Consider the following 24,398-nt stretch of genomic DNA (forward strand, 5'->3'; position numbering starts at 1 on the left):
CGCCCGCCCGGTCGTTACCCAGAAATCCCCCCTAAAGGCCTGGATCATGAGCAAGCAACCCTCCCTGAGCTACAAGGACGCCGGTGTAGACATCGACGCCGGTGAAGCATTGGTCGAACGCATCAAGAGCGTCGCCAAGCGCACTGCGCGCCCTGAAGTCATGGGTGGCCTGGGCGGTTTTGGCGCCCTCTGCGAAATCCCGGCCGGCTACAAGCAGCCTGTACTGGTGTCCGGCACCGACGGCGTAGGCACCAAGCTGCGCCTGGCCCTGAACCTGAACAAACACGACAGCATCGGCATCGACCTGGTCGCCATGTGCGTCAACGACCTGGTGGTGTGCGGCGCCGAGCCGCTGTTCTTCCTCGACTACTACGCCACCGGCAAGCTCAATGTCGAGACCGCGACCCAGGTCGTGACCGGCATCGGCGCCGGCTGCGAACTGTCAGGTTGCTCCCTGGTCGGCGGTGAAACTGCTGAAATGCCAGGCATGTACGAAGGCGAAGACTACGACTTGGCCGGCTTCTGCGTGGGTGTGGTGGAAAAAGCCGAGATCATCGACGGCTCCAAAGTAGCTGCTGGCGACGCCCTGCTCGCCCTGCCATCGTCCGGCCCGCACTCCAACGGCTACTCGCTGATCCGCAAGATCATCGAAGTGTCCGGCGCCGACATCGAGAACATCCAGCTCGACGGCAAGCCACTGACCGACCTGCTGATGGCGCCGACCCGCATCTACGTCAAGCCACTGCTCAAGCTGATCAAGGACACCGGCGCCGTGAAGGCCATGGCCCACATCACCGGTGGCGGCCTGCTGGACAACATCCCGCGCGTCCTGCCAAAAGGTGCCCAGGCGATTGTCGACGTGGCCAGCTGGCAGCGCCCGGCAGTCTTCGATTGGCTGCAGGAAAAAGGCAACGTCAACGAAACCGAAATGCACCGCGTGCTGAACTGCGGCGTAGGCATGGTGATCTGCGTCGCGCAGGAACACGTTGAAACCGCGCTGAACGTGCTGCGTGAAGCCGGCGAACAACCTTGGGTCATTGGCCAGATCGCCACTGCTGCCGAAGGTGCAGCCCAGGTTGAACTGAAGAACCTCAAGGCTCACTGATGCCCCAGACCTGTGATGTCGTGGTGCTGCTTTCCGGCACCGGCAGTAACTTGCAGGCCCTGATCGACAGCACGCGCACCGGCAACAGCCCGGTGCGCATCGCTGCGGTGATTTCCAACCGCAGCGACGCCTACGGCCTGCAACGCGCCCGGGACGCGGGTATCGACACCCGTGCCCTGGATCACAAGGCGTTCGACGGTCGCGAGGCCTTCGACAGCGCCTTGATCGAACTGATCGACGCCTTCAACCCAAAACTTGTTGTCCTTGCCGGTTTCATGCGCATCCTCAGCGCAGATTTCGTCCGGCACTACGAAGGGCGCCTGCTCAATATCCACCCCTCCCTGCTGCCCAAGTACAAAGGCATGCACACCCACCAGCGCGCGCTCGACGCCGGCGACCGTGAACATGGCTGCAGCGTGCACTTTGTGACCGAGGAACTCGATGGCGGGCCTCTGGTCGTACAGGCAGTGGTTCCGGTAGAGTCAGGCGACTCGGCGCAGACGCTTGCGCAACGGGTTCATACCCAGGAACACAGGATTTACCCGCTGGCCGTTCGCTGGTTTGCCGAAGGACGGTTGATTCTTGGCGACCAGGGTGCATTATTGGACGGCCAGTTACTCGCGGCCAGCGGCCACTTGATTCGAACCTAGGAGATTTTATGCGTCGCGCCCTGCTTTTCGCTTTTGCGCTGTTCGCTTTGCCTGCCGTACAAGCGGCAGACCTTCACCCCTTCTCCGTCAGCTACACCGCCGACTGGAAACAACTGCCCATGAGCGGTTCGGCTGAACGCAGCCTGAGCAAGAATGGCGACGGTACCTGGACCTTGAATTTCAAGGCCTCGATGATGATTGCCAGCCTGACCGAAACCAGTGTGATCCTGTTCGACAAGGACACCCTGCAACCCAAGAGCTACAGCTTCGAACGCGGCGGCCTGGGCAAGGCGAAGAAGATCAATCTGGACTTCGACCAAAGCGCCAAGAAAGTCACCGGCTTTGAAAACAAAGACCCGGTCAATGTCACGCTCGAAAGTGGCATGCTCGACAAGTCCACCTACCAACTTGCTCTGCAACGCGATGTTGCCGCGGGCAAGAAGAGCATGAGCTACCGCGTGGTTGAGGGTACTGATACCGATACCTACGACTTCCGCGTGATTGGCTCGGAAAAGGTCCAGACCAAGGTCGGTTCGATCGACGCGATCAAGGTCGAGCGCGTGCGCGACCCGTCGCAGAGCAAGCGCATCACACAGATGTGGTTTGCCAAGGACCAGGGCGGCATTCTGGTTGCCCTGCGTCAGGTCGAGACTGACGGCAAGGAATACAACATCATGCTGCAGGATGGCACTGTTGACGGCCAGGCCGTCAAGGGCAGCTGATTGCGCTGATGAGTTGAATAAGAGCCTCGCTGAATGCGGGGCTTTTTTTTGCCTGGGATTTTTAGGGGACGCCACTCCCGCTATCGCAGGCAAGCCAGCTCCCACCTTGGAATGCATTCCAAGGTAGGAGCTGGCTTGCCTGCGATAGCGGTGCCGAGGTCAACCTAGCCGACCTGAACATGAAACTTTTGTCATAAAGCCGCTGCGATGGCGACGCAATGCCTTGGTTTACGCGGCCTGCAGCATTGTTGCGTTCCCCGCAATGAATTATTGCGCGCAAAATCAGTTTACTTAGCAAGCTAACAAATCATATAACAGAGGCCTGCGACGCCTTGCCGCAGATCAACCAGAGATTGGAGCAAGCAGATGACTGTAAAAGTAACTGAACGCGACGATGAACATATGTCCCACGAAGCAGTAGGCCACGGGATTCACATCTGGGATGTCCATCAGCAAGACGTATTGGTCGGCATGTTTCACAACGAGAGCGACGCCAACAATTATAAAAACGAGCTCGAAACTCTCGAATTGCAACGCCAGGCAAAAAGCTCCTGAAGCTCTGAAATCATGTTGACGCCCGGCCCACGCAGCCGGGCCGTCTACATCAAAAACCGCGCCATTCGAGCGCGGTTTTTTTGTCAAAGATTCGGTATAAATTAATGTAACAAAAGCACACACAAATAATGATTCTCGATATCATTCGTGCGCCTTTCATTCAGGCTCACGATTAGGGAATCAATTTGATGCACGGAAATAGCAGGAAGCCGGAAAACACGTTGCTGGAACGCTGGAGCGAAGCGCTTGCCACCGCGCAATTTCAGGCCAGCCACATCGGCCTCGACGCCTTGATCAATACGCTGGCCCCCGCCGCCGAACGTAGCTTCCAACGCCTGATCCAAGCATTGTTTCGTGAAAGCCTGCTGGACCCCAGCACTCTCCTCTATGACGAACATGGGCATTGCTCGCTGACACTGGCTTGCCAGGCCCGATTGCGTTTCGAACATTTGCACCCTGGCCGCATGGCAAGCTGGGACCTGCGTGGCGAAGTCATCCTGTTGCGCGAAGACCAGCCCGAACAGAAAATCCAGTTCCCATCGCAGTTGTTGACGTTACTTAACGCCAGCCTTGAGTCGCCTGCCGACCGGGAAGTACTCAACCGCCTCAACGTAGAGATCGACGACAGCTTCATCAACGACACCTTGTGCCTCGCCTTCCATGAGCAATGGACGCTCAAGCTGCATGCGTCAATGGACCCGGTGCATCAAGACAACCTGCTGAGTCATCTCAAGAACAGCCCGAGCGTTATTAACCCGACTTCCGTGCTTGAACAGTGGGGAACATTGGGTCACCCATGGCACCCCAACTACAAGACCAAGCTGGGCCTGAATACCGCACAAGTCATCGACTATTCGCCGGAGTTCGAAGCACGCTTCCCGGTGCTGCTGTGCGCGCTGCATCGCCAGTTTGCCCATGTCGAAACGTTGGCCGGGACGGCAGATTACTGGCAGTGGTGGAGCAATCACTTTCCGCACGCGGCGCAGCAATTAACCACCACACTTCAAGCACAAGGCCTTGAAGCAGACGATTATCTGCCGTTGCCTGCCCACCCTTGGCAGGCACGCCAGGAGTTGCCTCAACTGTTCGCCAACGAAATCGGCGACAAACTGCTGGTGCTGACCGATATCGTCGCGTTTACTGCCCACCCCACCATGTCATTCAGAACCGTGTTGCCTGAAGGCCGTCGCGATGCACCGATGGTCAAACTGCCCGTGTCACTGCGCCTGACCAGCGTACAGCGCACCGTATCGCCGCGTTCAGCGCGCATGGGCCCACGGATCAGCCATCTGCTGCTGAGCATCCTGGAACGCGAGCCTGCGATTCAAAAATGCCTGAACATCGTTCCCGAGCGGATCGGTGTGCATTTCCAGCCACAACCGGCCAATGACGAGCACTCCCGCCACTTGGCGGTGCTCTATCGCGACAATCCCCAGAGCCAGCTCCAGCCGGACGAAATGGCCGTGCCTGTGGGCAGCCTGTTTGCCATTGATCACCACGGCCAGCCGCTGCTGCGCCAATGGGTGCGCCTGAGCCAAGGCAAGGATGACGCGGCGGCCATGCTCGCCTTCTTCCATGATTACGCGGCGATCAGTGTGCCGGCACTGCTGGGCATGTATTTGCGCTACGGCATCGCTTTTGAGGCCCATCAACAGAACTCCTTCATGGTGATGGCCGCAGACGGACAATTGAGCCGCCTTCTGTTGCGCGACTTCGGCGATATCCGAATCGACCGCAAAACCTTGCACGCCCACGGCCTGGACATTGAACTGCACGACCCGAAGATGACGCTGTACGACGACGCGGGTTTCGTACGGGACAAGCTGCTGCACACCGTATTCATGTGCCATCTTGGCGAGCTCATCCTGCTTGCCGCGCGCCACTTCGACATCCCCCAGGCGCTGCTCTGGAATGAACTGTCGGCTCAGGTCAGCCAGTGTTTTGACGACCTGCGCTCGCAGGTTGATCCGCAGCGCTGGGCCACCGAGCGCGAAGCACTGCTGGAGCAAGCATGGCCGGCCAAGTCGTTCATGCGCATGCGCCTGCTGGAGAGTCATGCCGATATCGTCGGGCGGTTGCCTAACCCGTTGAGCGCGGCCGCCAATGCCGACTAACAACACAGCGCTGCGGCTGCTGGTGGTGATTCAGTTGGTGTCGATGGGGGCGATGGAAATGAGCGGCCCGTTCTGGCCGCTGCAAATCCAGAAGTTGCTGGGCACTGCAAATGCTCAGTACACCGGCCTGCTGTCGTCGCTGGTGTATGCCGGGCCGATGATGGCAGCGATGATTCTCACGCCCCTGTGGGGAAGACTCGGCGACCGTACCGGCCATAAGCTGATGATTATCCGCGCGCTGCTGGCGTTGGCGGTATGCCAGGCGCTGGCTGCGATTACGCCTGACCCATGGTGGTTGGTGGCCATCCGCGTGGTACAGGGCGCATTGGCCGGTTTCATCGCCGCAGCCCAAGCCTACGCACTGGCCTGCTGCGGCGACGGCGGACGGGGGCGCATTCTTGCGCGGCTGCAATCAGCCACCGCTGTAGGCTCCCTGGCCGGGCCGGTATTGGGCGGCTGGTTGATGGACATATCCGGTTTCGCATTGCTGTGCTACAGCGCCACCGCCGTCTGCCTGCTGTGCGCGATAATCAGCGCGTTTTTACCCAGTGACTCACCACGATCGAGACCTGCCCGCACGTCCAAGCCTGCCGCACTCCCCAAAGGCTGGATTGGCGCGATGTTGGGGATCATCGTATTGATTCAGGCAGCCAGGATGATGCCGCAACCGTTTTACGCCTTATATGTCGCCCAGGTTTTGCACGCGCCCGCGTGGCTGATCGGCGCCAGCTATGGCGCCAGTGCCTTGACCCTGGCACTGTCCGCGCCGTTATGGGGCCGCCTGTTCGATCGACATCAGCCAGCCCATACGCTGCGCATCATCGAGTGGGTCACCTGGGCCTGCGCGCTCACGCTGGCCTGCACGGCGCTGGCCAGTGAGTGGTTGGGGTTCATCGCCAGCAGGCTGCTGTGGGGCGTGTGGCAGGGGGCTTTGTTGCCCGTGGCCTACACACTGATCGCTACTACCGTAGCGCACAGCCAGCAGGGTTTTGCCCTGGGCATGGGCAACAGCGCCGCGAAAGCTGGTGCGCTGTGCGGCGCATTGTTGGGCGGTATCGGCATGGGGTGGGTAGGCCTGGCACACAGCTTCTGGCTGGTCGCACTGACCTATGCCTTGGCCGCCGTGAGTATCCGCGCCATCCGTTCGTTTGCGCGAGCGCCTGAGACATCCGATTTTTCTGTCAATACTTCTAATAACTCTGAGACATGATCATGAACACATCGCAATGGGCAGTACTGCTGCCACTTCTTGGGTCAATAAGTGCCCCTGCCTGGGCCGATCAGACAGAACAGACACAAGCAGCGCCGACCAGCTTGCAACTACAGGCGACAGTGGTATCGGCCACGCGCAGCGAAACCAGCATTGCGCAGATTCCAGGCTCAGTGCAGGTGATCAATGAAGCGCAAATCCGCCAGCAGACCGGGGCAGGACGTCGGGTTGCAGATATCCTCGGCCAACTGGTACCTGGCATTGCCCCTTCCAGCGGCGGCATGAGCAACTTCGGCCAGACGCTTCGCGGGCGCAATACCCTGATCCTGATCGACGGGGTTTCACAAAACGCCACGCGCGATAACTTCCGCCAGCTCAACAGCGTGGCACCGGAAAGCATCGAGCGTATCGAAGTGATCTCCGGCGCCAGCAGTGTCTACGGCGCAGGCGCATCGGGCGGCATCATCAACATCATCACCAAACGCAACCAAGGTGAAGACCTGGCGTTCAGCAGCAAGATCGGCATGACCGCCGGCAACAACCTCAGCCACAAGGGGTTCGCTTACCAGGCGTTCCAAAGCGCCACCGGGCGCAAAGGCCCGGTGGACTGGTACCTCTCGGGCAACACCGTGCAGCGCAACGATCAGTTCGACGGTAATGGCAAGCGCATTCCCCAGGACACGTCCCAGGGCAGCAACATGGACACCGATACCTACGACCTGCAAGGTCGCTTCGGCTATGAGCTTGATGACGACAAGAAGATCAGCCTGTCGCTGCAAGACTACAAGGACGAACAAGACACCCGCTATACCAAGAACCCCCGCATCACCAGCAACGCAGTCGCCGTAAAAGGCCTGGACCTGGGCGACCAACCCTACACCCACAACCAGGCGGTCAACCTCAACTACGCCGACAAGGATTTCTACGGCCAGGGCCTGCAGATCGAAAGCTACTGGCGGCGGGCCGACGCACTGTTCTTCCCCGACCTGTCCCGGGGCCGGGCAGGCGTGTCAGACAACAACAGCGTGCAGGACGTCTACGGCCTGCGTGCAGCGGTCGATACCCAGATGCCAGACATCGGCCCGGCAACGGGCAACCTGGTATGGGGCGCGGACTACGACCATGAAACCTCACGCCAGCGTGGCGACCAATACCGGGTCAATGGCCTGAGCTATAGCAAAACCGGTACCACGTTCGAACTGGGCCCGGATATCGAGACCACCACCAAAGCCATCTTTGGCCAGCTGTCTTACGACATCGATGACTGGACCTTACGCGGTGGTGTACGTCGCGAGTGGATTGAGAGCAAAGTCTCCGACAGCATCGCGTACGGGGAAATCGTCCAGACCGGCAACCGCGCGACACTGCCCGGCGGCACGCTCAAATACGATGACACGCTCTATAACCTCGGGGCGGTGTATCACCTGACCGAAAACCAGGACGTGTTCGTCAACTTCAGCCAGGGCTTTTCCCTGCCGGATATCCAGCGCTTCCTGCGTGACGTGAACAGCAAATACGATATCCAGGACCTCAATGCCCAGGCCTTGAAGGTCGACAGTTACGAGCTGGGCTGGCGTGGCGACTGGGACAAGTGGCAGGCCAGTGTCACCGCGTACGAAAACACCTCGGATGTCACGCAGTTCTATGACGCCAATGATCGTGTGCTGCGCCTGATCAATCAGAAAGAACGCGTGCGTGGCGTCGAAACCGGCCTGACCTATAACATCACCGACCAATGGTCCGTCGGTGGTACTTACGCTTACGCCAAAGGCGAGACCCAGCAGAACGGCAAGTGGATCGACCTGCCTGCCACCCGCATCTCCCCCGCCAAGACCACAGCGTTTGTCGGCTATGAGCGTGACGACTACAGCCTGCGCTTGCAAGGTATGCGCCTGGCCAATTATGACGCTGCGGCCAAGGACAACAACGGTCGCGATATCCAGGGCTACACCCTGGTCGACCTGCTGGGCTCGGTAAGGCTACCGGTAGGCCGCCTCGAAGGGGCGGTGTACAACCTCACCAACCGCAACTACCAGAACATGTTCGCCCAGGCCAATGCTCGCGCACCGTACCCGAATGCCGAGGGTCGTACCTTCAGCCTGAGTTACGCAGTGGATTGGTAACCGGCTGGTGCTGCACGCTTAAAACACAAACCCCGCCTTTTGGCGGGGTTTGTCGTTTCTAGATGCTTACCACATCAGATCATCAGGGATCTGGTAAGCGGCGTACGGATCATCCTCATCCGGCACCTGGCTTTCGGTGAGGATGTTGAGCTGCACGATACGCTCCGGAGCGCGCTCCTGGATCTTCAGCGCCGCTTCCCGCGGGATTACCTCGTAGCCGCCACCGTGGTGCACGATGGCCAGGGAGCCGTTGCTCAGCTTGTTGCGCATCAAGGTGTTGACCGACAGGCGCTTGACCTTCTTGTCATCCACAAAGTTGTAGTAGTCCTCGGTGGTCAGCTTGGGCAGGCGCGAGGTCTCGATCAGTTGCTTGACCTGGGCGGTACGCGCCTTGGCCTCGGCTTTTTCCTGCTGCTGACGGTTCAGCTCCTGGTCACGCTTGACCTTCTCGGCGTGGGCCTCGGCAGCCAGGCGCGCCTGGGTGTCATCGACTTCGGCCTGGCCTTTGTGGACCAGGCGCTGCTGTTTCTGTTTCTCTTTGCCGACCTGCTTGGCCTGCTTTTGGTTGACCAGACCTGCTTTGAGCAACTGGTCGCGAAGGGAAAGGCTCATGGTGCTTACTCACTTAGGCAACTGCTCAACCGCAGCTGGACACATTCTTTTCCTGACGTTTGGCTTCGCCCCACAGGGCGTCCAACTCTTCGAGGGTGCAATCTTCTATGGGTTGGTGCGTATCGCGCAATGCCTGTTCGATAAATCGGAAACGTCGTTCGAACTTGGCATTGGCACCGCGCAAGGCGGTTTCCGGGTCGACCTTGAGGTGACGCGCCAGGTTGACCGCGGCAAACAGCAGGTCGCCGACTTCATCGGCGATGGCCACCGCGTCGTTATCGGCCATGGCTTCGAGCACTTCGTCCAACTCTTCGCGCACGTTATCCACCACCGGCAACGCGGACGGCCAGTCGAAACCGACCTGGCTGGCGCGCTTTTGCAATTTGGCCGCACGGGACAACGACGGTAAGGCGGTGGGCACATCGTCGAGCAGGGAGAGTTGCTCGGGAGCGTCGGACTTTTCTGCGCGCTCCTCAGCTTTGATCTGCTCCCAGCGTTCCTTGACCTGTTCTTCGCTCAACTGCGGGATATCCAGCGGTGCGTACAGGTCGCCGGTTGGGAACACGTGAGGATGCCGGCGAATCAACTTACGGGTGATGCTGTCGATCACGCCGGCAAATTCGAAGCGCCCTTCTTCCCGGGCCAGTTGGCTGTAATACACCACCTGGAACAGCAGGTCGCCCAGCTCGCCTTGCAGATGGTCAAAGTCGCCGCGCTCGATGGCGTCGGCCACTTCATAGGCCTCCTCCAGCGTGTGCGGGACGATGGTCGCGTAGGTTTGCTTGATGTCCCACGGGCAGCCGTACTGCGGGTCGCGCAGGCGGCTCATCAGGTGAAGCAGGTCTTCGAGTGAATACATCGTATCTCTTTCCGCTGAATATCTAATGTGGGAGCTGGCTTGCCTGCGATGCTTGCGACTCGGTGCTTCAGTTAAACCGAGGTGATGCTATCGCAGGCAAGCCAGCTCCCACAGAAAACAACTCCACATGTCAGTGAGCAATCATCCTGCTAATCATGGGGTGCGGTTACGCCGGGTTTCGATGATGTTCGGCAACTGGGAAATCCGCCCCAGCAACCGTCCCAGTGCGTCCAACCCCGGAATCTCGATGGTCAGGGACATCAATGCAGTGTTGTCTTCCTTGTTTGAACGGGTATTGACCGCCAGCACGTTGATCCGCTCGTTGAGCAGCACTTGCGAGACGTCACGCAGCAAGCCGGAACGGTCGTAGGCACGGATGATGATGTCCACCGGGTAAGTGAGCACCGGCACCGGCCCCCAGCTGACCTGGATGATCCGCTCCGGTTCGCGCCCGCCCAGTTGCAGCACCGAGGCGCAATCCTGGCGGTGAATGCTCACGCCACGGCCCTGGGTGATGTAGCCGACAATGGCGTCGCCCGGCAACGGCTGGCAGCAGCCGGCCATTTGCGTCATCAGGTTGCCCACGCCCTGGATCTGGATATCGCCACGCTTGCCCGGCTTGTAGCCAGTGGCTTTGCGCGGGATCAGCTCCAGCTGTTCGTTGCCGCGCTCCGGCTCGACCAGTTGCTGGGCCAGGTTGACCAGTTGCGCCAGGCGCAGGTCGCCCGCGCCGAGGGCGGCGAACATGTCTTCGGCGATCTTCATGTTGGCCTTTTCGGCCAGCTTGTCGAAGTCCACCTGAGGCAGGCCCAGGCGCGCCAGTTCGCGTTCAAGCAAGGTCTTGCCAGCGGCGACGTTCTGGTCACGTGCCTGCAGCTTGAACCAGTGGACGATCTTCGCCCGCGCCCGCGAGGTGGTGATGTAGCCCAGGTTCGGGTTCAGCCAGTCGCGGCTCGGCGTGCCGTGCTTGCTGGTGATGATCTCGACCTGTTCACCGGTTTGCAGGCTGTAGTTGAGCGGCACGATGCGCCCGTTGATCTTGGCGCCGCGGCAGTTATGCCCGATTTCGGTGTGCACGCGGTAGGCGAAGTCCAGCGGCGTGGCGCCCTTGGGCAAGTCGATGGCGTGGCCGTCAGGCGTGAAGATATAGACCCGGTCCGGCTCGATATCCACCCGCAGTTGTTCGGCCAGGCCGCCGATGTCGCCGAGCTCCTCGTGCCATTCCAGCACTTGGCGCAGCCAGGAAATTTTCTCTTCGTACTGGTTGGACCCGGCCTTGACGTCGGTGCCCTTGTAGCGCCAGTGCGCACACACCCCCAGCTCGGCTTCTTCGTGCATGGCGTGGGTGCGGATCTGCACTTCCAGCACCTTGCCTTCAGGGCCGATTACCGCCGTGTGCAGCGAGCGATAGCCGTTTTCCTTGGGGTTGGCGATGTAGTCGTCGAATTCCTTGGGAATGTGCCGCCACAGCGTGTGGACGATACCCAGCGCGGTGTAGCAGTCGCGCATTTCCGGCACCAGCACGCGCACCGCACGCACGTCGTAGATCTGGCTGAAGGCCAGGCCCTTGCGCTGCATTTTGCGCCAGATGGAATAGATGTGCTTGGCGCGGCCGCTGATATCGGCGTCCACGCCGGTAGCCTGCAACTCCGAACGCAACTGGCCCATCACGTCGCTGATAAAGCGCTCGCGATCCAGACGCCGCTCGTGCAGCAACGTGGCGATCTGTTTGTACTGGTCGGGTTCCAGGTAGCGGAAGGACAAATCCTCCAGCTCCCACTTGATGTGGCCGATGCCCAGGCGATGGGCCAGCGGCGCGTAGATGTCGAAGACTTCGCGGGCCACACGGTTGCGCTTTTCGTCATCGGCGGTCTTCACCGCACGGATCGCGCAGGTACGCTCGGCCAGCTTGATCAGGGCGACGCGCACATCGTCGACCATCGCTACCAGCATTTTGCGCAGGTTTTCTACCTGGCCCTGGGTGCCCAGCACCATGGACTGACGCGGGCTGAGGCTGGCACTGATGGCGGCCATGCGCAGCACGCCGTCGATCAGCTTGGCCACCACCGAACCGAAACGCTGGCCAACGGTGGCCAACGGAATATGCCCTTCGCGCACGCCGCGATAGAGCACGGCGGCGATCAGCGAATCCTGGTCCAGCTTGAGATCGGCGAGGATCTCGGCGATTTCCAGGCCAGTGCGAAAACTTGAAGTGCCTTCGGCCCACAGGTTCTTGGCCGCATTGTCTTGCTGTTCAGACTCACGAGCGAACTCGCAGGCTGCTTTCAAGGCTTCACGGTCCAGTGCCGGGTCGACACTGACGGCATGATCCAGCCATGCCTCGAGATTGATACTGCCGTCGGTGTTGATCGGCTGGTGTGCTCTCACCTGTACCATCTTGCTTACCTTCCCTACGACGCACCTTCGATGCGCCAAAATCATCGCCGACTTTTACTGCGAGCTCCGTGGCAGTGTTCAGGCCCTGGAGAACGCAGGCCAGTCGGATTAAACGGGCATCCTAGCCCGCTTCAAATAACGCCATGGCCTCGACATGCGCGGTCTGCGGAAACATGTCGAGGATCCCGGCACGCTTTAGCCGGTAGCCTTGCTTGACCAACTCAACCGTGTCCCGCGCCAGCGTGGCTGGGTTGCAGGACACATACACCAGGCGCTTGGCCCCCAAGGCTGCAAGTTTGCGCACAACCTCCAGGGCACCATCGCGGGGTGGGTCCAAGAGTACCGCAGAAAAGCCCTGTTTGGCCCATTCTGCGTCGGTCAAAGGCTGGGACAAATCGGCCTGAAAAAACTGTACGTTATGCAAATGGTTGCTGACGGCATTGAGGGCCGCACGGTCCACCATGGCCTGTACGCCCTCCACCGCCACCACTTCGCGTACGTGGCGAGCCAGTGGCAGGGCAAAGTTGCCCAGGCCGCAAAACAGGTCCAGTACCCGTTCGTCGGCTTGTGGCGCCAGCCATTGCAGCGCTTGGGCGACCATCGCCTGGTTGACCACGGCGTTGACCTGCACAAAGTCGCCCGGCCGGTACGCCAGCTCCAGATCCCACGCCTCCAAACGGAAGCCCAGGGCCTGACCCGGCTCGACGGGCTCCGGCTGCCCTTCCCCGTGCAGCCACAATTGGGCGTCATGGAAGGTGCAGAATTCCTTGAGGATCTGCAGGTCAGCCTCGGACAACGGCGCCATATGCCGCAGCAACACGGCGATGGACGAACCGCTGAACAACTCGACATGCCCCAACGCCTGCGGTTTGCTCAAGCGACGCAGCATCGTTGGCAAACGCTGCATGATCGGTTGCAAGGCCTGTACCAGCACCGGGCAATCATCGATAGCGACGATGTCCTGACTGGCCACGGCGCGAAAACCCACTTCGAGTTTCTTCGCCTTGGCGTCCCAACGTACGGCCACGCGGGCACGGCGCCGATAACCGAACTCCGGCCCGCTCAACGGCGCTGCCCACTCCTGCGGCTCGACGCCGGCCACCCGGGACAATTGCTCGGCAAGCATGCGCTGTTTCAGGGCAAGTTGTTCTTCATGGGGCAGGTGCTGCACGCTGCAACCGCCGCAGCGGCCAACATGGGCGCAGGGTGCCGGGCGACGCAACTCGCTGGCCTGGAACACCCGCTCGGTGCGCGCCTCGACCACTTTGCCATGGGCGCCCAACACCCGTGCTTCCACCTCTTCGCCGGCCAACGCACCATTCACAAACCAGGTGCGGCCTTCAAAGAACGCGATGCCCCGGCCGTCATTGGCCAGGCGCTCGATGGTCAGGCGCTGTTTCTTGCCCACGGGTATCTGTGGGGCCCGGCTGCCGCCCGTCGGCTGAAAGCGCAGGCCTCTCTCGTGCTTGGCCATCAGTTGGGTTCGTCGAAAATGCCGGTCGACAGGTAACGGTCGCCTCGGTCACAGATGATCGCGACGATCACCGCGTTTTCCACTTCTTTGGACAAGCGCAACATACCGGCCACGGCGCCACCGGAGGACACGCCGCAGAAGATGCCTTCTTCACGGGCCAGACGGCGCGTGGTGTCTTCGGCTTCGCGCTGGGCCATGTCGATGATGCGGTCTACCCGCGTCGCGTTGTAGATCTTCGGCAAATACTCTTCGGGCCAACGACGAATACCCGGGATGGCCGCGCCTTCCATCGGTTGCAGGCCGACGATCTGGATCGCCGGGTTCTGCTCCTTGAGGTAGCGCGAGTTGCCCATGATGGTACCGGTGGTGCCCATGGAGCTGACGAAGTGAGTGATGGTGCCCTGGGTCTGGCGCCAGATCTCCGGGCCGGTGCTGGTGTAGTGCGCCTCGGGGTTGTCGCCGTTGGCGAACTGATCGAGCACCACGCCACGGCCTTCGGCGGCCATGCGCTCGGCAAGATCGCGGGCGCCTTCCATGCCTTCTTCCTGGGTCACCAGGATCAGCTGGGCGCCATAGGCGGTCATCGCCGCCTTGCGCTCGGCGCTGCCGTTGTCGGGCATGATCAGCACCATCTTGTAACCCTTGATCGCCGCGGCCATGGCCAAGGCGATCCCGGTGTTACCCGAGGTGGCTTCGATCAGGGTGTCGCCGGGTTTGATCTGCCCACGCAACTCGGCACGGGCGATCATCGACAGCGCCGGGCGGTCTTTGACCGAGCCGGCCGGGTTGTTGCCCTCGAGTTTGAGCAACAGGATATTGCTGGTTTCACCCGCCATGCGTTGCAAGCGGACCAGGGGCGTGTTGCCGACACAATCGGCGATTGTTGGGTACTGCAAGGTCATGGCGTATTCGCAATCCAGACTGCGGGGCGCACATCATACCGGGAAAGGCCGGCGGGCCATATCACGCAAAGTGTGGTGCTTATGGCTTAAAGGCATAAGCCGGGTTTATGTCGGGTCGCCATGGTTGCGCTGGAATACTTCATCGCCCATCGCAGCAATCTGCCCTTCGATCAGCGCTTCAAAGGGTTTGAGCAGTGGCTCAAACGACGTCGGCGCTTCCAATACCTGCAACGCTTGCGTGATCGCTTCGACCGTCGACAAGGCGCCAGGCCCCGGCGCCTTGCGCAAGCGATAGCGGGAAACGCCACCTTCGGCCAATGTCACCCGGGGCAACGCCGCCAGCAAGGGGTTGAGGTGCAACAGTTTGCGCGCCTTGCGCCAGGTGCCATCGGGAACCACCAACAGCATTGGCTGATCGTCAGGTGCGTAGGCGTGCAGCGGCTCGGCGTCATCCGCCGGAAACAATAGGCGTGCCCGATAGCCAGGCGGGTTCAATAGCGTCGCCAGGTCATCAAACACCTCCCCCACCACCAACTGCGCGTTGTTCAGGCCCAGCGCCGCCAACCGCGCAGTATTGAGTGCATGGCCGACCTCGCTCGGGTGCTGCAACAGCAACACGCGGGTGCGGCTGTCGAGGTGGGGGATCAGCGCACAGAGGCAGTGCGTGGTCGGGCGCAGGCAGCGCGGGCAATGGGGTCGGGACATGGTGTGTTCAGGCCTGGTTGAGCTGGGTCTTGAGCAAATCGCGGAAGGTCTGGATCAGGGGCTCGCGGCTACGACCACGGCGCATGATCATCGAAAACGGCGCCTGGTAGCCGAAGGTGGCCGGCAGCAAAACGCGCAGGTCGCCCTTGTCAGCCCAGGCCTGGGCGTAGTGTTCGGGCAGGTAGCCAATATAAGCGCCCGACAGCACCAGAATCAGTTGCGCCTCCATACTTTCCACCGTGGCAGCGCTGTGCTTGAAGCCGTGGCGCGCCAGCTCGGCCTGGCTCCAGTAACCTCGCCCGACCATGCGTTGCTGGGTGATCACTTGTTCCGGGATGCGCCGCTCGTTGAACAATGGGTGCCGGGTGCTGCAATACAACCAGTGCTGTTCGCGGTACAGCGGCATGTAGACCAGCCCGCTCATGCGGTTGGAAAACGCACCGATGGCCAGGTCAAGGCGGTTGTCCTGCACCCCCAGTTGCAATTCGTAGGGGCTCATCACCGACAGGTGCAAATGCACTGCCGGGTGCTCCAGGCTGTAGGCGCCAATCACTTCGGCGAACGGCAAGGCCTTGTCGCTGACGGTGGAGTCGAGCACTCCGAGCTTGAGGGTGCCGCGCAACTCGCCTTTCAACGCGGCGGCGTATTGCTCGAAACCTTCGAGTTCGCCCAACAGGCGCAGGGTTTCCTGATGAAACAGCTCGCCCTTGCTGGTCAGGCTGAAGCCGCCACGGCCACGATGGCACAGCACCAGGCCCAAGGCTGACTCGAGTTGGCTCATGTAGGTGCTGATGGCCGACGTCGACAGGTTGAGCTCGTGCTGGGCGTTGGCAAACCCTTGGTGGCGCACGACGCTGACGAAGATGCGCAAGAGTTTCAGGTCGGGCAAGGCGTTGGCCATGGGGGCTCCAGGGGACACACTAAAATTGTGGGAGCTGGCTTGCCTGCTCCCACATTTGAATGGAGTTTACCCCAGGCTTTAGTTTAGAAAAATCTGAACTAAGTATTTGCCTCTGCCGATTCTTCCTAAGCCAGGCTTTTCGCAGAATCGGCCATCAATAAACAAAACAACGATGAGGCAATCCCGTGGACAAGATTTTCCACCAACCACTGGGCGGCAACGAAATGCCGCGCTTCGCCGGCATCGCCACCATGATGCGTCTGCCCCACCTGCAAACCGCCAAGGGCCTGGACGCCGCCTTCGTCGGCGTGCCTCTGGATATCGGCACCTCGCTGCGCGCCGGTACGCGCTTCGGCCCACGGGAAATCCGCGCCGAGTCGGTGATGATCCGTCCCTACAACATGGCCACCGGCGCCGCACCGTTCGACTCACTGTCGGTGGCCGATATCGGCGACGTGGCGATCAATACCTTTAACCTGCTCGACGCGGTGCGCATCATCGAAGAGGCCTACGACGAGATCCTCGAGCACGACGTCATCCCCCTGACCCTGGGTGGCGACCACACCATCACCCTGCCGATCCTGCGGGCTATCCACAAGAAACACGGCAAGGTCGGGCTGGTGCACATTGATGCCCACGCCGACGTCAACGACCATATGTTCGGCGAGAAAATTGCCCACGGCACCACCTTCCGCCGCGCCGTGGAAGAAGGCTTGCTTGATTGCGACCGCGTGGTGCAGATCGGCCTGCGCGCCCAGGGGTATACCGCCGAAGACTTCAACTGGAGCCGCAAGCAAGGCTTCCGTGTGGTCCAGGCCGAAGAATGCTGGCATCACTCCCTGGCGCCGCTGATGGCCGAAGTGCGAGAAAAAGTCGGCGGTGGCCCGGTGTACCTGAGCTTCGACATCGACGGCATCGACCCCGCCTGGGCGCCCGGCACCGGCACCCCGGAAATCGGCGGGCTGACCACCATCCAGGCCATCGAAATCATCCGCGGCTGCCAGGGCCTCGATCTGATTGGTTGCGACCTGGTAGAAGTTTCGCCGCCTTACGACACCACCGGCAATACCTCGTTGCTGGGCGCCAACTTGCTGTACGAAATGCTCTGCGTATTGCCTGGCGTCGCGCATCGCTGATAAGGCGAACGCGCTGAGAACAATAAAAACCGCGTCTTCACACTCATAACCAAGGGGGGTCGCACAGATCCCCGACAACGATGTACCTGACTTTCGCTCGCGTGTTTACCGAGCCAGCTGCCGCCTGATCGCCCATAAAAAATATAATCGGAGAACCGCCGTCATGGCTTTGGATTTATTCGTCGTACTCATCTACGCCGCCGGCATGCTGGTGCTCGGCTACTACGGCATGCGTCGTGCCAAGACTCACGAAGACTACCTGGTCGCCGGCCGCAACCTCGGCCCATCGCTGTACATGGGCACCATGGCCGCCACGGTGCTGGGCGGTGCGTCCACCGTCGGCACCGTGCGTCTGGGGTATGTGCATGGTATTTCGGGCTTCTGGCTGTGCGCCGCGCTGGGCGCGGGCATCATTGCCCTGAACCTGTTCCTGGCCAAGCCCCTGTTGAAGCTGAAAATTTTCACCGTCACCCAGGTCCTGGAAAAACGCTACAACCCGATGGCCCGCCAGGCCAGCGCGGTGATCATGCTGGCCTATGCGCTGATGATCGGCGTGACCTCGATCCTGGCCATCGGCACCGTGCTGCAAGTGCTGTTCGACCTGCCGTTCTGGATGTCGGTACTGGTGGGCGGCGGCGTGGTGGTGGTGTATTCGACCATCGGTGGCATGTGGTCGCTGACCCTCACCGATATTGTGCAATTCGTGATCAAGACCGTCGGCCTGATGTTCATCCTGTTGCCGATCTGCCTGTACCGCGTCGGCGGCTGGGATGAACTGGTGGCCAAGCTACCAGCGTCAAACTTCAGCTTCACCGCGATCGGCTGGGACACGATCATCACCTACTTCATGATCTACTTCTTCGGCATCCTGATCGGCCAGGATATCTGGCAACGGGTCTTCACCGCCCGTGACGAAAAGGTCGCCCAGTACGCAGGCACTTTTGCCGGCTTCTATTGCATCCTGTACGGCCTGGCCTGTGCGCTGATCGGCATGGCTGCCCATGTGCTGATCCCGGACCTGGACAACGTCAACAATGCCTTCGCCGCGATCGTCAAAGCTTCGCTGCCGGACGGCATTCGCGGCCTGGTCATCGCCGCCGCGCTGGCCGCCATGATGTCCACCGCCAGCGCCGGCCTGCTCGCCGCCTCCACCGTATTGACCGAAGACCTGCTGCCCCGCCTGCGCGGCGGCAAGGCGTCGAGCCTGCGTATCAACCGCCTGTTTACCCTGTTGACCGGCGTTGCCGTGCTGGGTATCGCCTTGGTGGTCAACGATGTGATCAGCGCCCTGACCCTGGCCTATAACCTGTTGGTGGGCGGTATGTTGGTGCCCTTGATCGGCGCGATCTTCTGGAAGCGCGCGACCACCTCGGGCGCAATCACGTCCATGAGCCTGGGCTTTGTGACCGCGCTGGTGTTTATGTTCAAGGATGGGTTGGATGCAAACACGCCGATCTACTACAGCCTGGCGGTGGCGCTGGTGAGCTTTGTGCTGGTGAGCCTGCTGTCGCGTCGGCCGACAAAGGTGGCGGCTGCGGTGGTTTGAGCTATAACAAAGGCGGGGATATTTTCTTCAGCGGGCGCGACGTCGGAGGTCGCGCCCGTTTTTTTTCGCCTGGTACAAAACAACTGTGGGAGCGAGCAAGTCGAATCGTCGCACCGCCGCTCCCACATTTTCTGGACCGCGTGATTAGCGGCGACGTGGCCGACGTTGCTCGTCATCCGTGCGAATCGGCACCGGTTGCAGCGGAGGCTCGATCAAGCCCAATGCAACGCCGAGGTCGTGGAGCCAGTTTTGGATTTTCTCTTTCATGATTGCCCCCTTTGAGGGTAGTGCTGGCCGGCGGGAGTTCTGTCGCCGTTTCCTACAGTGATAGTAGCCCTAAGTCCTAGGTAATGCTTGAAGGAAACCACAACGAACTATTACTGAATTGATCCGAATCCTGACGGATCGTTCAAGCAATGGCGCGTGTGTCTTGCACGCATCGCGGGTTGCCGTCTTGCTGCAGGTCTATCCATGCATTGAGGTTAGCGCCGAGCATGCCTTTTCGCCACATCAGCCAGGTGGTCGCAGTGGCAAAAGGCCCAGTCAGCGGATGAACGGACACGCTGTCCTTGCCGGGCAGGCTGTCGAGCATGGACTCAGACATCAACGCCACGCCGGAACCCGCGATCACGCAGGCGAGCATGCCTTGGTAGGACTCGATCTCGATCGCCCGCCCCATCGCCACACGCTCATGGGAAAACCAGGTTTCCAGGCGCGTACGGTAGGCGCAACTGCGCCGGAACGTGAACACCGCACGGCCCGCCACATCCTGGGGGCCACGCACCGGCGGATGATCGGCCTCGCAAATCAGCACCAGGCGCTCTTCGCACAGCGGTACACCATCCAGGGTGGCGATGGTCAGCGGGCCGTCGACGAAGGCTGCGTCCAGGCGCCCGGTAATCAGCCCTTCCAGCAACTCCCCGCTGGGCGCCGACTGCACCTGCAGATTCACCATGGGGTAAGTCTTGTGATAGCGCGCCAGCAGCTTGGGCAAATGAACCGCGGCGGTGCTGTACATGCTGCCCAATACGAAATCACCGGCCGGTTGCCCGCCTTGTACGGCGCCGTGGGCTTCATCGTGCAGCGCCAGCAGGCGGGTGCTGTAGTCCAGCAGTACCTTGCCTGCCGGAGAAAGCTGCAAACGCTGGCGCTCGCGCACGAACAGATCGACACCCAGTTGCTCTTCCATTTGTTTAAGCCGGGTCGACAGATTCGAGGGAACGCGGTGCAGGCGCTCAGCGGCGCGGGTGATGGAGCCCTCTTCCGCCACGGCCTGGAAAATGCGCAATTGACTGAACTCCATTACTTTCTCCAAAACTGAACAAGTTACTCACTATTATTCAATTTTACAGAAAGTCAATCCGTCTTAACTTGCAAGGCATTCGCTTCTTTGCAGGAAACCTGAACATGTCCCCGCTGATTCGTTTACTCGCCAGCTTCGTCGCCCTGATGATGGCCATGGGTATTGGCCGCTTCGCCCTGACTCCGCAAATGCCGCATTTGCTCAGTGAAGGTCAGATCGACCTGACCGGCGCCGGCCTGATCGCAGCCGCCAATTACCTGGGCTATTTTGTCGGCGCGGTGGACTCGATCTTTGCCCGTAGCCATCAGCATGTGCGCGGGCGCCTCTACGGCGGGCTGTGGTTGTGCGTATTGCTGACCCTGGCGTCCTACTGGGCTAACGGGTTCTGGCCGCATTTGTTACTGCGTTTCGGCACCGGGGTCGCCAGTGCGTGGGCTCTGGTGATGATTACCAGCCTGAGCCAGCCACTGGCGATTGCCGCCGGCCGCCCGCGCCTGGGGGCGCTGGTGTTTGCTGGGCCGGGGTTGGGGATTGTGCTGACGGGGCTGCTGGCGCTGGTGTCGAACCTATTAGGGCAAAGCTCTGCCGCGCTGTGGTTGATCTACGGGACGGTGGCGCTGGTGATGCTGCTGGCGATCCTGCCGTTTTTACCCAAGCCGGCCGTCACTGTTACCCAGGTCTCCAGCGCGGGGAGCAACGGCAGCATCGCGCACCTGTGCTGGATTTATTTCCTGTACGGCCTGGGCTACATCATCCCGGCGACTTTTCTGTCGCAGATGGCCAGCGCTCAATTCAACGGGGCCTGGCAGGCCGATCTGTTCTGGCCCTGCTTTGGCCTGGCGGCCGCGCTGGGAGTGGGGGTGGCCAGCCTGCGCCGCAAGCACCCGAACACCACCCGTCGCTGGCTGATGGCGACTTTATGGCTGCAAGCGGCCGGGGTATTTGCCTGCCTGCTGGGCAATGGCTGGGGCTTGGCGCTGGGCGTGTTGCTGTGCGGTGCGCCATTTTTGGCCTGCATGCAGTTGGTGATGGCGCGATTAAGGGAGGTCGCACCCCATGGCTACCAACGCAGCACGGGGCTGCTGACCGCCAGCTTCGCCGTCGGCCAATTGAGCGGGCCACTATTGGCGTCGGTCAGCAGCCACCTCAGTGGCGGCCTGCAACCGGCGTTGGTCGCTGCCGGTACCGGGTTGTTATTAGCAGGTTCAGTACTGATCAACCGCCCTCTACCGCCACAGCCGATTTGCACACAAATGGCCAACAGTGCAGCAAATGGCGGTTAGGCACGTGCCCCACGCCATGTCCATCAGCGCCAACCCAGCGGACCAGCCTTGAAGCGTGGCCCAGTTGCTCAGGTCATAGGTGCCGTAGGCCACCAGGCCAAGCAAGGCGCCCAAACGCGCAGCGCGCTGCCAACTGGCGCTGGGCAAGATAACCAGCACCACGCAACCGAGGACATACAGGAGATAGAACAATACAGCAGGCAACAGGCGTGGCTGATCAAGCATCAGCGCGCCAAGCAGGGATTTGTAGGTGGGCCCCATGAGCACGCCGAGCCAAAGGCCGTCGAGGACCAGGAAGGCGAGCAAGGTACCGAGGTAGGCATACAACGACTTTCTGGACATGAGCAAGCCCTACTGTGAAGGCAAGCTTGTTGTGGCGAGCAAGCTTGCTTGCGTTGGGGTGCGAAGCGCCCCCAAAAAAGCTTGCGACTGCTACGCAGTCGAGCGGGAGCAAGCTCCCTCGCCACAACAAGCTCGCTCCTACAGGAGAGCGAAGCGTACTCAGCTTAGTTCAATGCGATCCGCATGAATCACGATCTGGCCCTGCTTGTAGAGCGCACCAATGGCCTTCTTGAAGTTGCCCTTGCTCACGCCGAACAAGTTACTGATCACCGCCGGGTCGCTTTTGTCGCTGACCGGCAGGCTGCCATTGTTGTCGCGCAACTTGGCGAGGATCTTCGAGTTCAGGCTGGAGGCCGCTTCCTGGCCCACCGGCTGCAGGCTCAGGCTGATGTTGCCATCGGCGCGGATCTCTTTGATAAAGCCCTTCTCTTCCTTGCCCGGGCGCAGGAACTTGAACACTTCGTTCTTGTGGATCAAGCCCCAGTGCTTGTTGTTGATGATCGCCTTGAAGCCCATGTCAGTGGCTTCGGCCACCAGCAGGTCGACTTCCTGGCCCACCTGATAGTTCGCCGGCGTCTTGTCCAGGTAACGGTCAAGGCGAGCGGTGGCGGTGATGCGCTTGGTGTGCTTGTCGAGGTAGACGTGCACCACGCAATATTCACCCGCGGTCATCTGGCGTTTTTCTTCCGAATAAGGCAGCAGCAGATCCTTGGGCAAACCCCAATCAAGGAACACGCCAATGCTGTTGACTTCCACAACTTTCAAACTGGCGAATTCACCGACTTGAACTTTGGGCTTTTCGGTGGTGGCGATAAGTTTGTCATCGCTGTCCAGATAAATGAAAACGTTGAGCCAGTCTTCATCTTCACTGGGAATATCTTTAGGGATATACCGATTAGGCAAGAGGATTTCGCCATCTTGCGCACCATCGAGGTACAAACCAAAGTTAGTGTGCTTGACCACTTGCAAGCTGTTGTAGCGCCCGACTAAAGCCATTTCCAATACCCTCATTGCGTGGGCGGCATTCTACCCGAGTTGGGCCCTGCACGCGCACACGCCTGAAAAATCGCGGGCTGGCATGGCGTTCCAGTGGCATCGCCCCACTCGTCTGATCGTTCGGTTCACTTTGAGCAGGCCATCAGCGTGTCCACCAGCCTCGGGTTTCCAGCTAAAACAGTAAGTTAGCGCTTTATTTCAGCGCTGAACTTCGGCTATTTCCAACCGCGAGCACTTATTCTCGAGGGATATTTGCCAAGCAATTGTCAAGTATTTCCTGTACGATAGCTGGCCAAGTTAATTTTCTACAGGTTAGTGGCCGCCATGCGTGTAAAAGCATCCAACAGCAAAGCAAAGCCAGCTCCCGCCGTTGAAACCAGCGAATCGATCAACAGCCAGATCGCTGCGTTCCTCAAGTCCGGCGGCGAAATCCAGCAAATTGCCAAGGGCGTGAGCGGCCAGACTTTCGGCCCGTCCAAGCAGATCAGCCTGGGCAAGAAGTAATAGTCATACCCGCGCACTGCATCTGGTCCCTAAGCGTCTTGCCTTCGAGGCGCTAGGACTAGAGTTACCACCCCCTCCCGACACCCTCAATACGCAGCTAATCGACGAACGGGCCTCAATGCCTGGCATTCGCCGGTATCCTTGCACACGTCTAGCACGGGCATCTGCCTGAATCTTTCCGTTACTGCTCCTCGCTTTTCATGGAGTGAAGCATGCTTAAACGCTGTATTTTCGTGGTCAGCATCCTGGTCGCCAGCCCTTTGGCCGAAGCGCATATCTTCCAGCGCGAATTGGGTGACTTCGACCTGAAATTAGGTACAACCCCCAGCCGCACCATGGCCCAGGGCCTGGTCAAGCCGACCGCCCCTGGCAGCGACTCGTTCCACGGAGGCCTGGACCTTACCCACGACAGCGGCCTGTATTTCGGCCAGTTTTCCCCGAACATGGGCCTGTCGTCGGCCAATAACCTTGAAGTCGACTCCTACATGGGCTTCAAGCGTCCGTTCGACCAGACCCTGGGCTATGAAGTCGGCTTGATCCACTACAGCTACCCCAAGCTCAGCCCCCTCGACAGCCAGGAGTTCTACGGCGGGCTGAACCTGTTGGGCAATCGCTTTGGCGTGTCTTTCAGTAACGACCCCGACCGCCAGGACAGCACCCTGTTTGCAGATCTGGGCGGCACCCAGCCTTTCGGCATCGGCGTCAGCATGAAGTACACAACCCATCAACTGGGCACACCGGTCTCGGTAGAGAACGGCGCCATCAGCAGTTTCAGCGATTGGTCGGTACAGTTTTCCCGGGCCTGGAAAGGCATTGACCTGGACCTGATCTACAGCGGCTCCAGCCTCAGCGGCAGTGACTGCTCGGCCTACTCCGGACACAACTCGCAATGTGACGGGCTGTTGACCTTGAAGGCCGCGCGGTCGTTTTATTGATGGGCTGAACTGTCGCACCCCGCG

At 60.4% G+C, this 24,398-nt stretch carries 23 protein-coding genes; 12 read left to right on the forward strand and 11 right to left on the reverse strand.

The window, feature by feature from the left end; all coding sequences use genetic code 11:
• Positions 1 to 46 precede the first annotated feature (46 nt).
• The 7 genes from purM (at position 47) to GIV35_RS19935 (ending at position 8,479) form a co-directional block, all read left to right on the forward strand.
• Entirely contained in the window at positions 47 to 1,105 is a 1,059-nt protein-coding gene (gene purM / locus GIV35_RS19905; protein WP_014719398.1) for a phosphoribosylformylglycinamidine cyclo-ligase, read from the forward strand.
• Positions 1,105 to 1,755 carry a phosphoribosylglycinamide formyltransferase gene (gene purN / locus GIV35_RS19910; protein ID WP_105227660.1) on the forward strand — a complete coding sequence of 217 codons (651 nt, stop codon included), beginning with the start codon at positions 1,105 to 1,107 and terminating at the stop codon, positions 1,753 to 1,755. Before purM ends, purN begins: the two co-directional genes overlap by 1 nt.
• Positions 1,756 to 1,763: 8 nt before the next feature.
• Complete coding sequence (locus GIV35_RS19915) at positions 1,764 to 2,477, forward strand: DUF3108 domain-containing protein (protein WP_116667000.1); 714 nt, start codon at positions 1,764 to 1,766, stop codon at positions 2,475 to 2,477.
• Between the two features lie 366 nt (positions 2,478 to 2,843).
• A complete protein-coding gene (locus GIV35_RS19920; protein ID WP_034128323.1) occupies positions 2,844 to 3,032 on the forward strand; it encodes a hypothetical protein in 189 nt (62 codons plus the stop codon).
• Between the two features lie 188 nt (positions 3,033 to 3,220).
• The gene (locus GIV35_RS19925) at positions 3,221 to 5,146 is read left to right on the forward strand and encodes an IucA/IucC family protein (RefSeq protein WP_236264985.1); all 1,926 of its coding nucleotides are present in this window, start codon (positions 3,221 to 3,223) and stop codon (positions 5,144 to 5,146) included.
• A complete protein-coding gene (locus GIV35_RS19930; RefSeq protein WP_236264987.1) occupies positions 5,136 to 6,356 on the forward strand; it encodes an MFS transporter in 1,221 nt (406 codons plus the stop codon). Before GIV35_RS19925 ends, GIV35_RS19930 begins: the two co-directional genes overlap by 11 nt.
• A gap of 2 nt (positions 6,357 to 6,358) precedes the next feature.
• Entirely contained in the window at positions 6,359 to 8,479 is a 2,121-nt protein-coding gene (locus tag GIV35_RS19935) for a TonB-dependent receptor (RefSeq protein WP_213154222.1), read from the forward strand.
• Positions 8,480 to 8,545: 66 nt separating this feature from the next.
• Here GIV35_RS19935 and GIV35_RS19940 read toward each other — a convergent pair whose 3' ends face one another.
• The 7 genes from GIV35_RS19940 to GIV35_RS19970 all read right to left on the reverse strand — a co-directional run bounded on the left by GIV35_RS19940 (position 8,546) and on the right by GIV35_RS19970 (position 16,329).
• Positions 8,546 to 9,091 (reverse strand): DUF2058 domain-containing protein, encoded by a 546-nt coding sequence (locus tag GIV35_RS19940; protein WP_014719402.1) that lies wholly within the window; start codon positions 9,089 to 9,091, stop codon positions 8,546 to 8,548.
• 25 nt (positions 9,092 to 9,116) lie between these two features.
• On the reverse strand, positions 9,117 to 9,950 hold the full coding sequence (gene mazG / locus GIV35_RS19945) for a nucleoside triphosphate pyrophosphohydrolase (RefSeq protein WP_236264988.1): 834 nt from the start codon (positions 9,948 to 9,950) through the stop codon (positions 9,117 to 9,119).
• 153 nt (positions 9,951 to 10,103) lie between these two features.
• Positions 10,104 to 12,347 (reverse strand): GTP diphosphokinase, encoded by a 2,244-nt coding sequence (relA, locus tag GIV35_RS19950; protein WP_005790193.1) that lies wholly within the window; start codon positions 12,345 to 12,347, stop codon positions 10,104 to 10,106.
• A gap of 121 nt (positions 12,348 to 12,468) precedes the next feature.
• Entirely contained in the window at positions 12,469 to 13,821 is a 1,353-nt protein-coding gene (gene rlmD / locus GIV35_RS19955) for a 23S rRNA (uracil(1939)-C(5))-methyltransferase RlmD (RefSeq protein WP_236264989.1), read from the reverse strand.
• Complete coding sequence (gene cysM / locus GIV35_RS19960; protein ID WP_236264991.1) at positions 13,821 to 14,723, reverse strand: cysteine synthase CysM; 903 nt, start codon at positions 14,721 to 14,723, stop codon at positions 13,821 to 13,823. Before cysM ends, rlmD begins: the two co-directional genes overlap by 1 nt.
• Positions 14,724 to 14,828: 105 nt before the next feature.
• Positions 14,829 to 15,428: a tRNA-uridine aminocarboxypropyltransferase gene (locus GIV35_RS19965; RefSeq protein ID WP_105227670.1), complete on the reverse strand. Its 600-nt coding sequence runs from the start codon at positions 15,426 to 15,428 to the stop codon at positions 14,829 to 14,831.
• 7 nt (positions 15,429 to 15,435) lie between these two features.
• Positions 15,436 to 16,329 carry a LysR family transcriptional regulator gene (locus GIV35_RS19970; RefSeq protein WP_032895879.1) on the reverse strand — a complete coding sequence of 298 codons (894 nt, stop codon included), beginning with the start codon at positions 16,327 to 16,329 and terminating at the stop codon, positions 15,436 to 15,438.
• Positions 16,330 to 16,514: 185 nt separating this feature from the next.
• Here GIV35_RS19970 and speB point away from each other — a divergent pair, with 185 nt between their 5' ends.
• Together speB and GIV35_RS19980 are read left to right on the forward strand one after the other, a co-directional pair.
• Positions 16,515 to 17,465 (forward strand): agmatinase, encoded by a 951-nt coding sequence (gene speB / locus GIV35_RS19975; protein WP_065909690.1) that lies wholly within the window; start codon positions 16,515 to 16,517, stop codon positions 17,463 to 17,465.
• Positions 17,466 to 17,628: 163 nt separating this feature from the next.
• Positions 17,629 to 19,011, forward strand: coding sequence for a sodium:solute symporter (locus tag GIV35_RS19980; RefSeq protein ID WP_236264992.1), 1,383 nt, complete (start codon positions 17,629 to 17,631; stop codon positions 19,009 to 19,011).
• Positions 19,012 to 19,155: 144 nt separating this feature from the next.
• Here GIV35_RS19980 and GIV35_RS27290 read toward each other — a convergent pair whose 3' ends face one another.
• Together GIV35_RS27290 and ptrR are read right to left on the reverse strand one after the other, a co-directional pair.
• Positions 19,156 to 19,278: a PA1414 family protein gene (locus tag GIV35_RS27290; protein WP_003193089.1), complete on the reverse strand. Its 123-nt coding sequence runs from the start codon at positions 19,276 to 19,278 to the stop codon at positions 19,156 to 19,158.
• A gap of 142 nt (positions 19,279 to 19,420) precedes the next feature.
• The gene (gene ptrR / locus GIV35_RS19985) at positions 19,421 to 20,314 is read right to left on the reverse strand and encodes a putrescine utilization regulator PtrR (RefSeq protein ID WP_034136141.1); all 894 of its coding nucleotides are present in this window, start codon (positions 20,312 to 20,314) and stop codon (positions 19,421 to 19,423) included.
• Positions 20,315 to 20,418: 104 nt separating this feature from the next.
• Between ptrR and GIV35_RS19990 the strand changes: the two genes are divergently transcribed.
• Positions 20,419 to 21,597: an MFS transporter gene (locus tag GIV35_RS19990; protein ID WP_223023662.1), complete on the forward strand. Its 1,179-nt coding sequence runs from the start codon at positions 20,419 to 20,421 to the stop codon at positions 21,595 to 21,597.
• On the opposite strand, the gene GIV35_RS19995 is transcribed toward GIV35_RS19990, so the two are convergent.
• Complete coding sequence (locus GIV35_RS19995) at positions 21,541 to 21,939, reverse strand: DUF2177 family protein (RefSeq protein WP_080757723.1); 399 nt, start codon at positions 21,937 to 21,939, stop codon at positions 21,541 to 21,543. The genes GIV35_RS19990 and GIV35_RS19995 overlap by 57 nt on opposite strands.
• 159 nt (positions 21,940 to 22,098) lie before the next feature.
• Positions 22,099 to 22,935, reverse strand: coding sequence for a CvfB family protein (locus GIV35_RS20000; RefSeq protein WP_054897831.1), 837 nt, complete (start codon positions 22,933 to 22,935; stop codon positions 22,099 to 22,101).
• Positions 22,936 to 23,259: 324 nt separating this feature from the next.
• Between GIV35_RS20000 and GIV35_RS20005 the strand changes: the two genes are divergently transcribed.
• Positions 23,260 to 23,439, forward strand: coding sequence for a hypothetical protein (locus GIV35_RS20005; protein ID WP_003193095.1), 180 nt, complete (start codon positions 23,260 to 23,262; stop codon positions 23,437 to 23,439).
• Between the two features lie 212 nt (positions 23,440 to 23,651).
• Positions 23,652 to 24,374, forward strand: a complete 723-nt coding sequence (locus GIV35_RS20010; RefSeq protein ID WP_057976196.1) for a TorF family putative porin — start codon at positions 23,652 to 23,654, stop codon at positions 24,372 to 24,374.
• The last annotated feature ends 24 nt before the right edge of the window (positions 24,375 to 24,398 follow it).

This window comes from Pseudomonas sp. PA-1-6B, assembly GCF_021609545.1.
GTDB lineage: Bacteria > Pseudomonadota > Gammaproteobacteria > Pseudomonadales > Pseudomonadaceae > Aquipseudomonas > Aquipseudomonas fluorescens_BV.

Excerpts from the sequence above, each read along its gene's own strand:
- purM (WP_014719398.1), top strand. The coding sequence starts at position 47 with ATGAGCAAGCAACCCTCCCTGAGCTACAAGGACGCCGGTGTAGACATC.
- purN (WP_105227660.1), top strand. The coding sequence starts at position 1,105 with ATGCCCCAGACCTGTGATGTCGTGGTGCTGCTTTCCGGCACCGGCAGT.
- GIV35_RS19915 (WP_116667000.1), top strand. The coding sequence starts at position 1,764 with ATGCGTCGCGCCCTGCTTTTCGCTTTTGCGCTGTTCGCTTTGCCTGCC.
- GIV35_RS19920 (WP_034128323.1), top strand. The coding sequence starts at position 2,844 with ATGACTGTAAAAGTAACTGAACGCGACGATGAACATATGTCCCACGAA.
- GIV35_RS19925 (WP_236264985.1), top strand. The coding sequence starts at position 3,221 with ATGCACGGAAATAGCAGGAAGCCGGAAAACACGTTGCTGGAACGCTGG.
- GIV35_RS19930 (WP_236264987.1), top strand. The coding sequence starts at position 5,136 with ATGCCGACTAACAACACAGCGCTGCGGCTGCTGGTGGTGATTCAGTTG.
- GIV35_RS19935 (WP_213154222.1), top strand. The coding sequence starts at position 6,359 with ATGAACACATCGCAATGGGCAGTACTGCTGCCACTTCTTGGGTCAATA.
- GIV35_RS19940 (WP_014719402.1), bottom strand. The coding sequence starts at position 9,091 with ATGAGCCTTTCCCTTCGCGACCAGTTGCTCAAAGCAGGTCTGGTCAAC.
- mazG (WP_236264988.1), bottom strand. The coding sequence starts at position 9,950 with ATGTATTCACTCGAAGACCTGCTTCACCTGATGAGCCGCCTGCGCGAC.
- relA (WP_005790193.1), bottom strand. The coding sequence starts at position 12,347 with ATGGTACAGGTGAGAGCACACCAGCCGATCAACACCGACGGCAGTATC.
- rlmD (WP_236264989.1), bottom strand. The coding sequence starts at position 13,821 with ATGGCCAAGCACGAGAGAGGCCTGCGCTTTCAGCCGACGGGCGGCAGC.
- cysM (WP_236264991.1), bottom strand. The coding sequence starts at position 14,723 with ATGACCTTGCAGTACCCAACAATCGCCGATTGTGTCGGCAACACGCCC.
- GIV35_RS19965 (WP_105227670.1), bottom strand. The coding sequence starts at position 15,428 with ATGTCCCGACCCCATTGCCCGCGCTGCCTGCGCCCGACCACGCACTGC.
- GIV35_RS19970 (WP_032895879.1), bottom strand. The coding sequence starts at position 16,329 with ATGGCCAACGCCTTGCCCGACCTGAAACTCTTGCGCATCTTCGTCAGC.
- GIV35_RS19980 (WP_236264992.1), top strand. The coding sequence starts at position 17,629 with ATGGCTTTGGATTTATTCGTCGTACTCATCTACGCCGCCGGCATGCTG.
- GIV35_RS27290 (WP_003193089.1), bottom strand. The coding sequence starts at position 19,278 with ATGAAAGAGAAAATCCAAAACTGGCTCCACGACCTCGGCGTTGCATTG.
- ptrR (WP_034136141.1), bottom strand. The coding sequence starts at position 20,314 with ATGGAGTTCAGTCAATTGCGCATTTTCCAGGCCGTGGCGGAAGAGGGC.
- GIV35_RS19990 (WP_223023662.1), top strand. The coding sequence starts at position 20,419 with ATGTCCCCGCTGATTCGTTTACTCGCCAGCTTCGTCGCCCTGATGATG.
- GIV35_RS19995 (WP_080757723.1), bottom strand. The coding sequence starts at position 21,939 with ATGTCCAGAAAGTCGTTGTATGCCTACCTCGGTACCTTGCTCGCCTTC.
- GIV35_RS20000 (WP_054897831.1), bottom strand. The coding sequence starts at position 22,935 with ATGGCTTTAGTCGGGCGCTACAACAGCTTGCAAGTGGTCAAGCACACT.
- GIV35_RS20005 (WP_003193095.1), top strand. The coding sequence starts at position 23,260 with ATGCGTGTAAAAGCATCCAACAGCAAAGCAAAGCCAGCTCCCGCCGTT.
- GIV35_RS20010 (WP_057976196.1), top strand. The coding sequence starts at position 23,652 with ATGCTTAAACGCTGTATTTTCGTGGTCAGCATCCTGGTCGCCAGCCCT.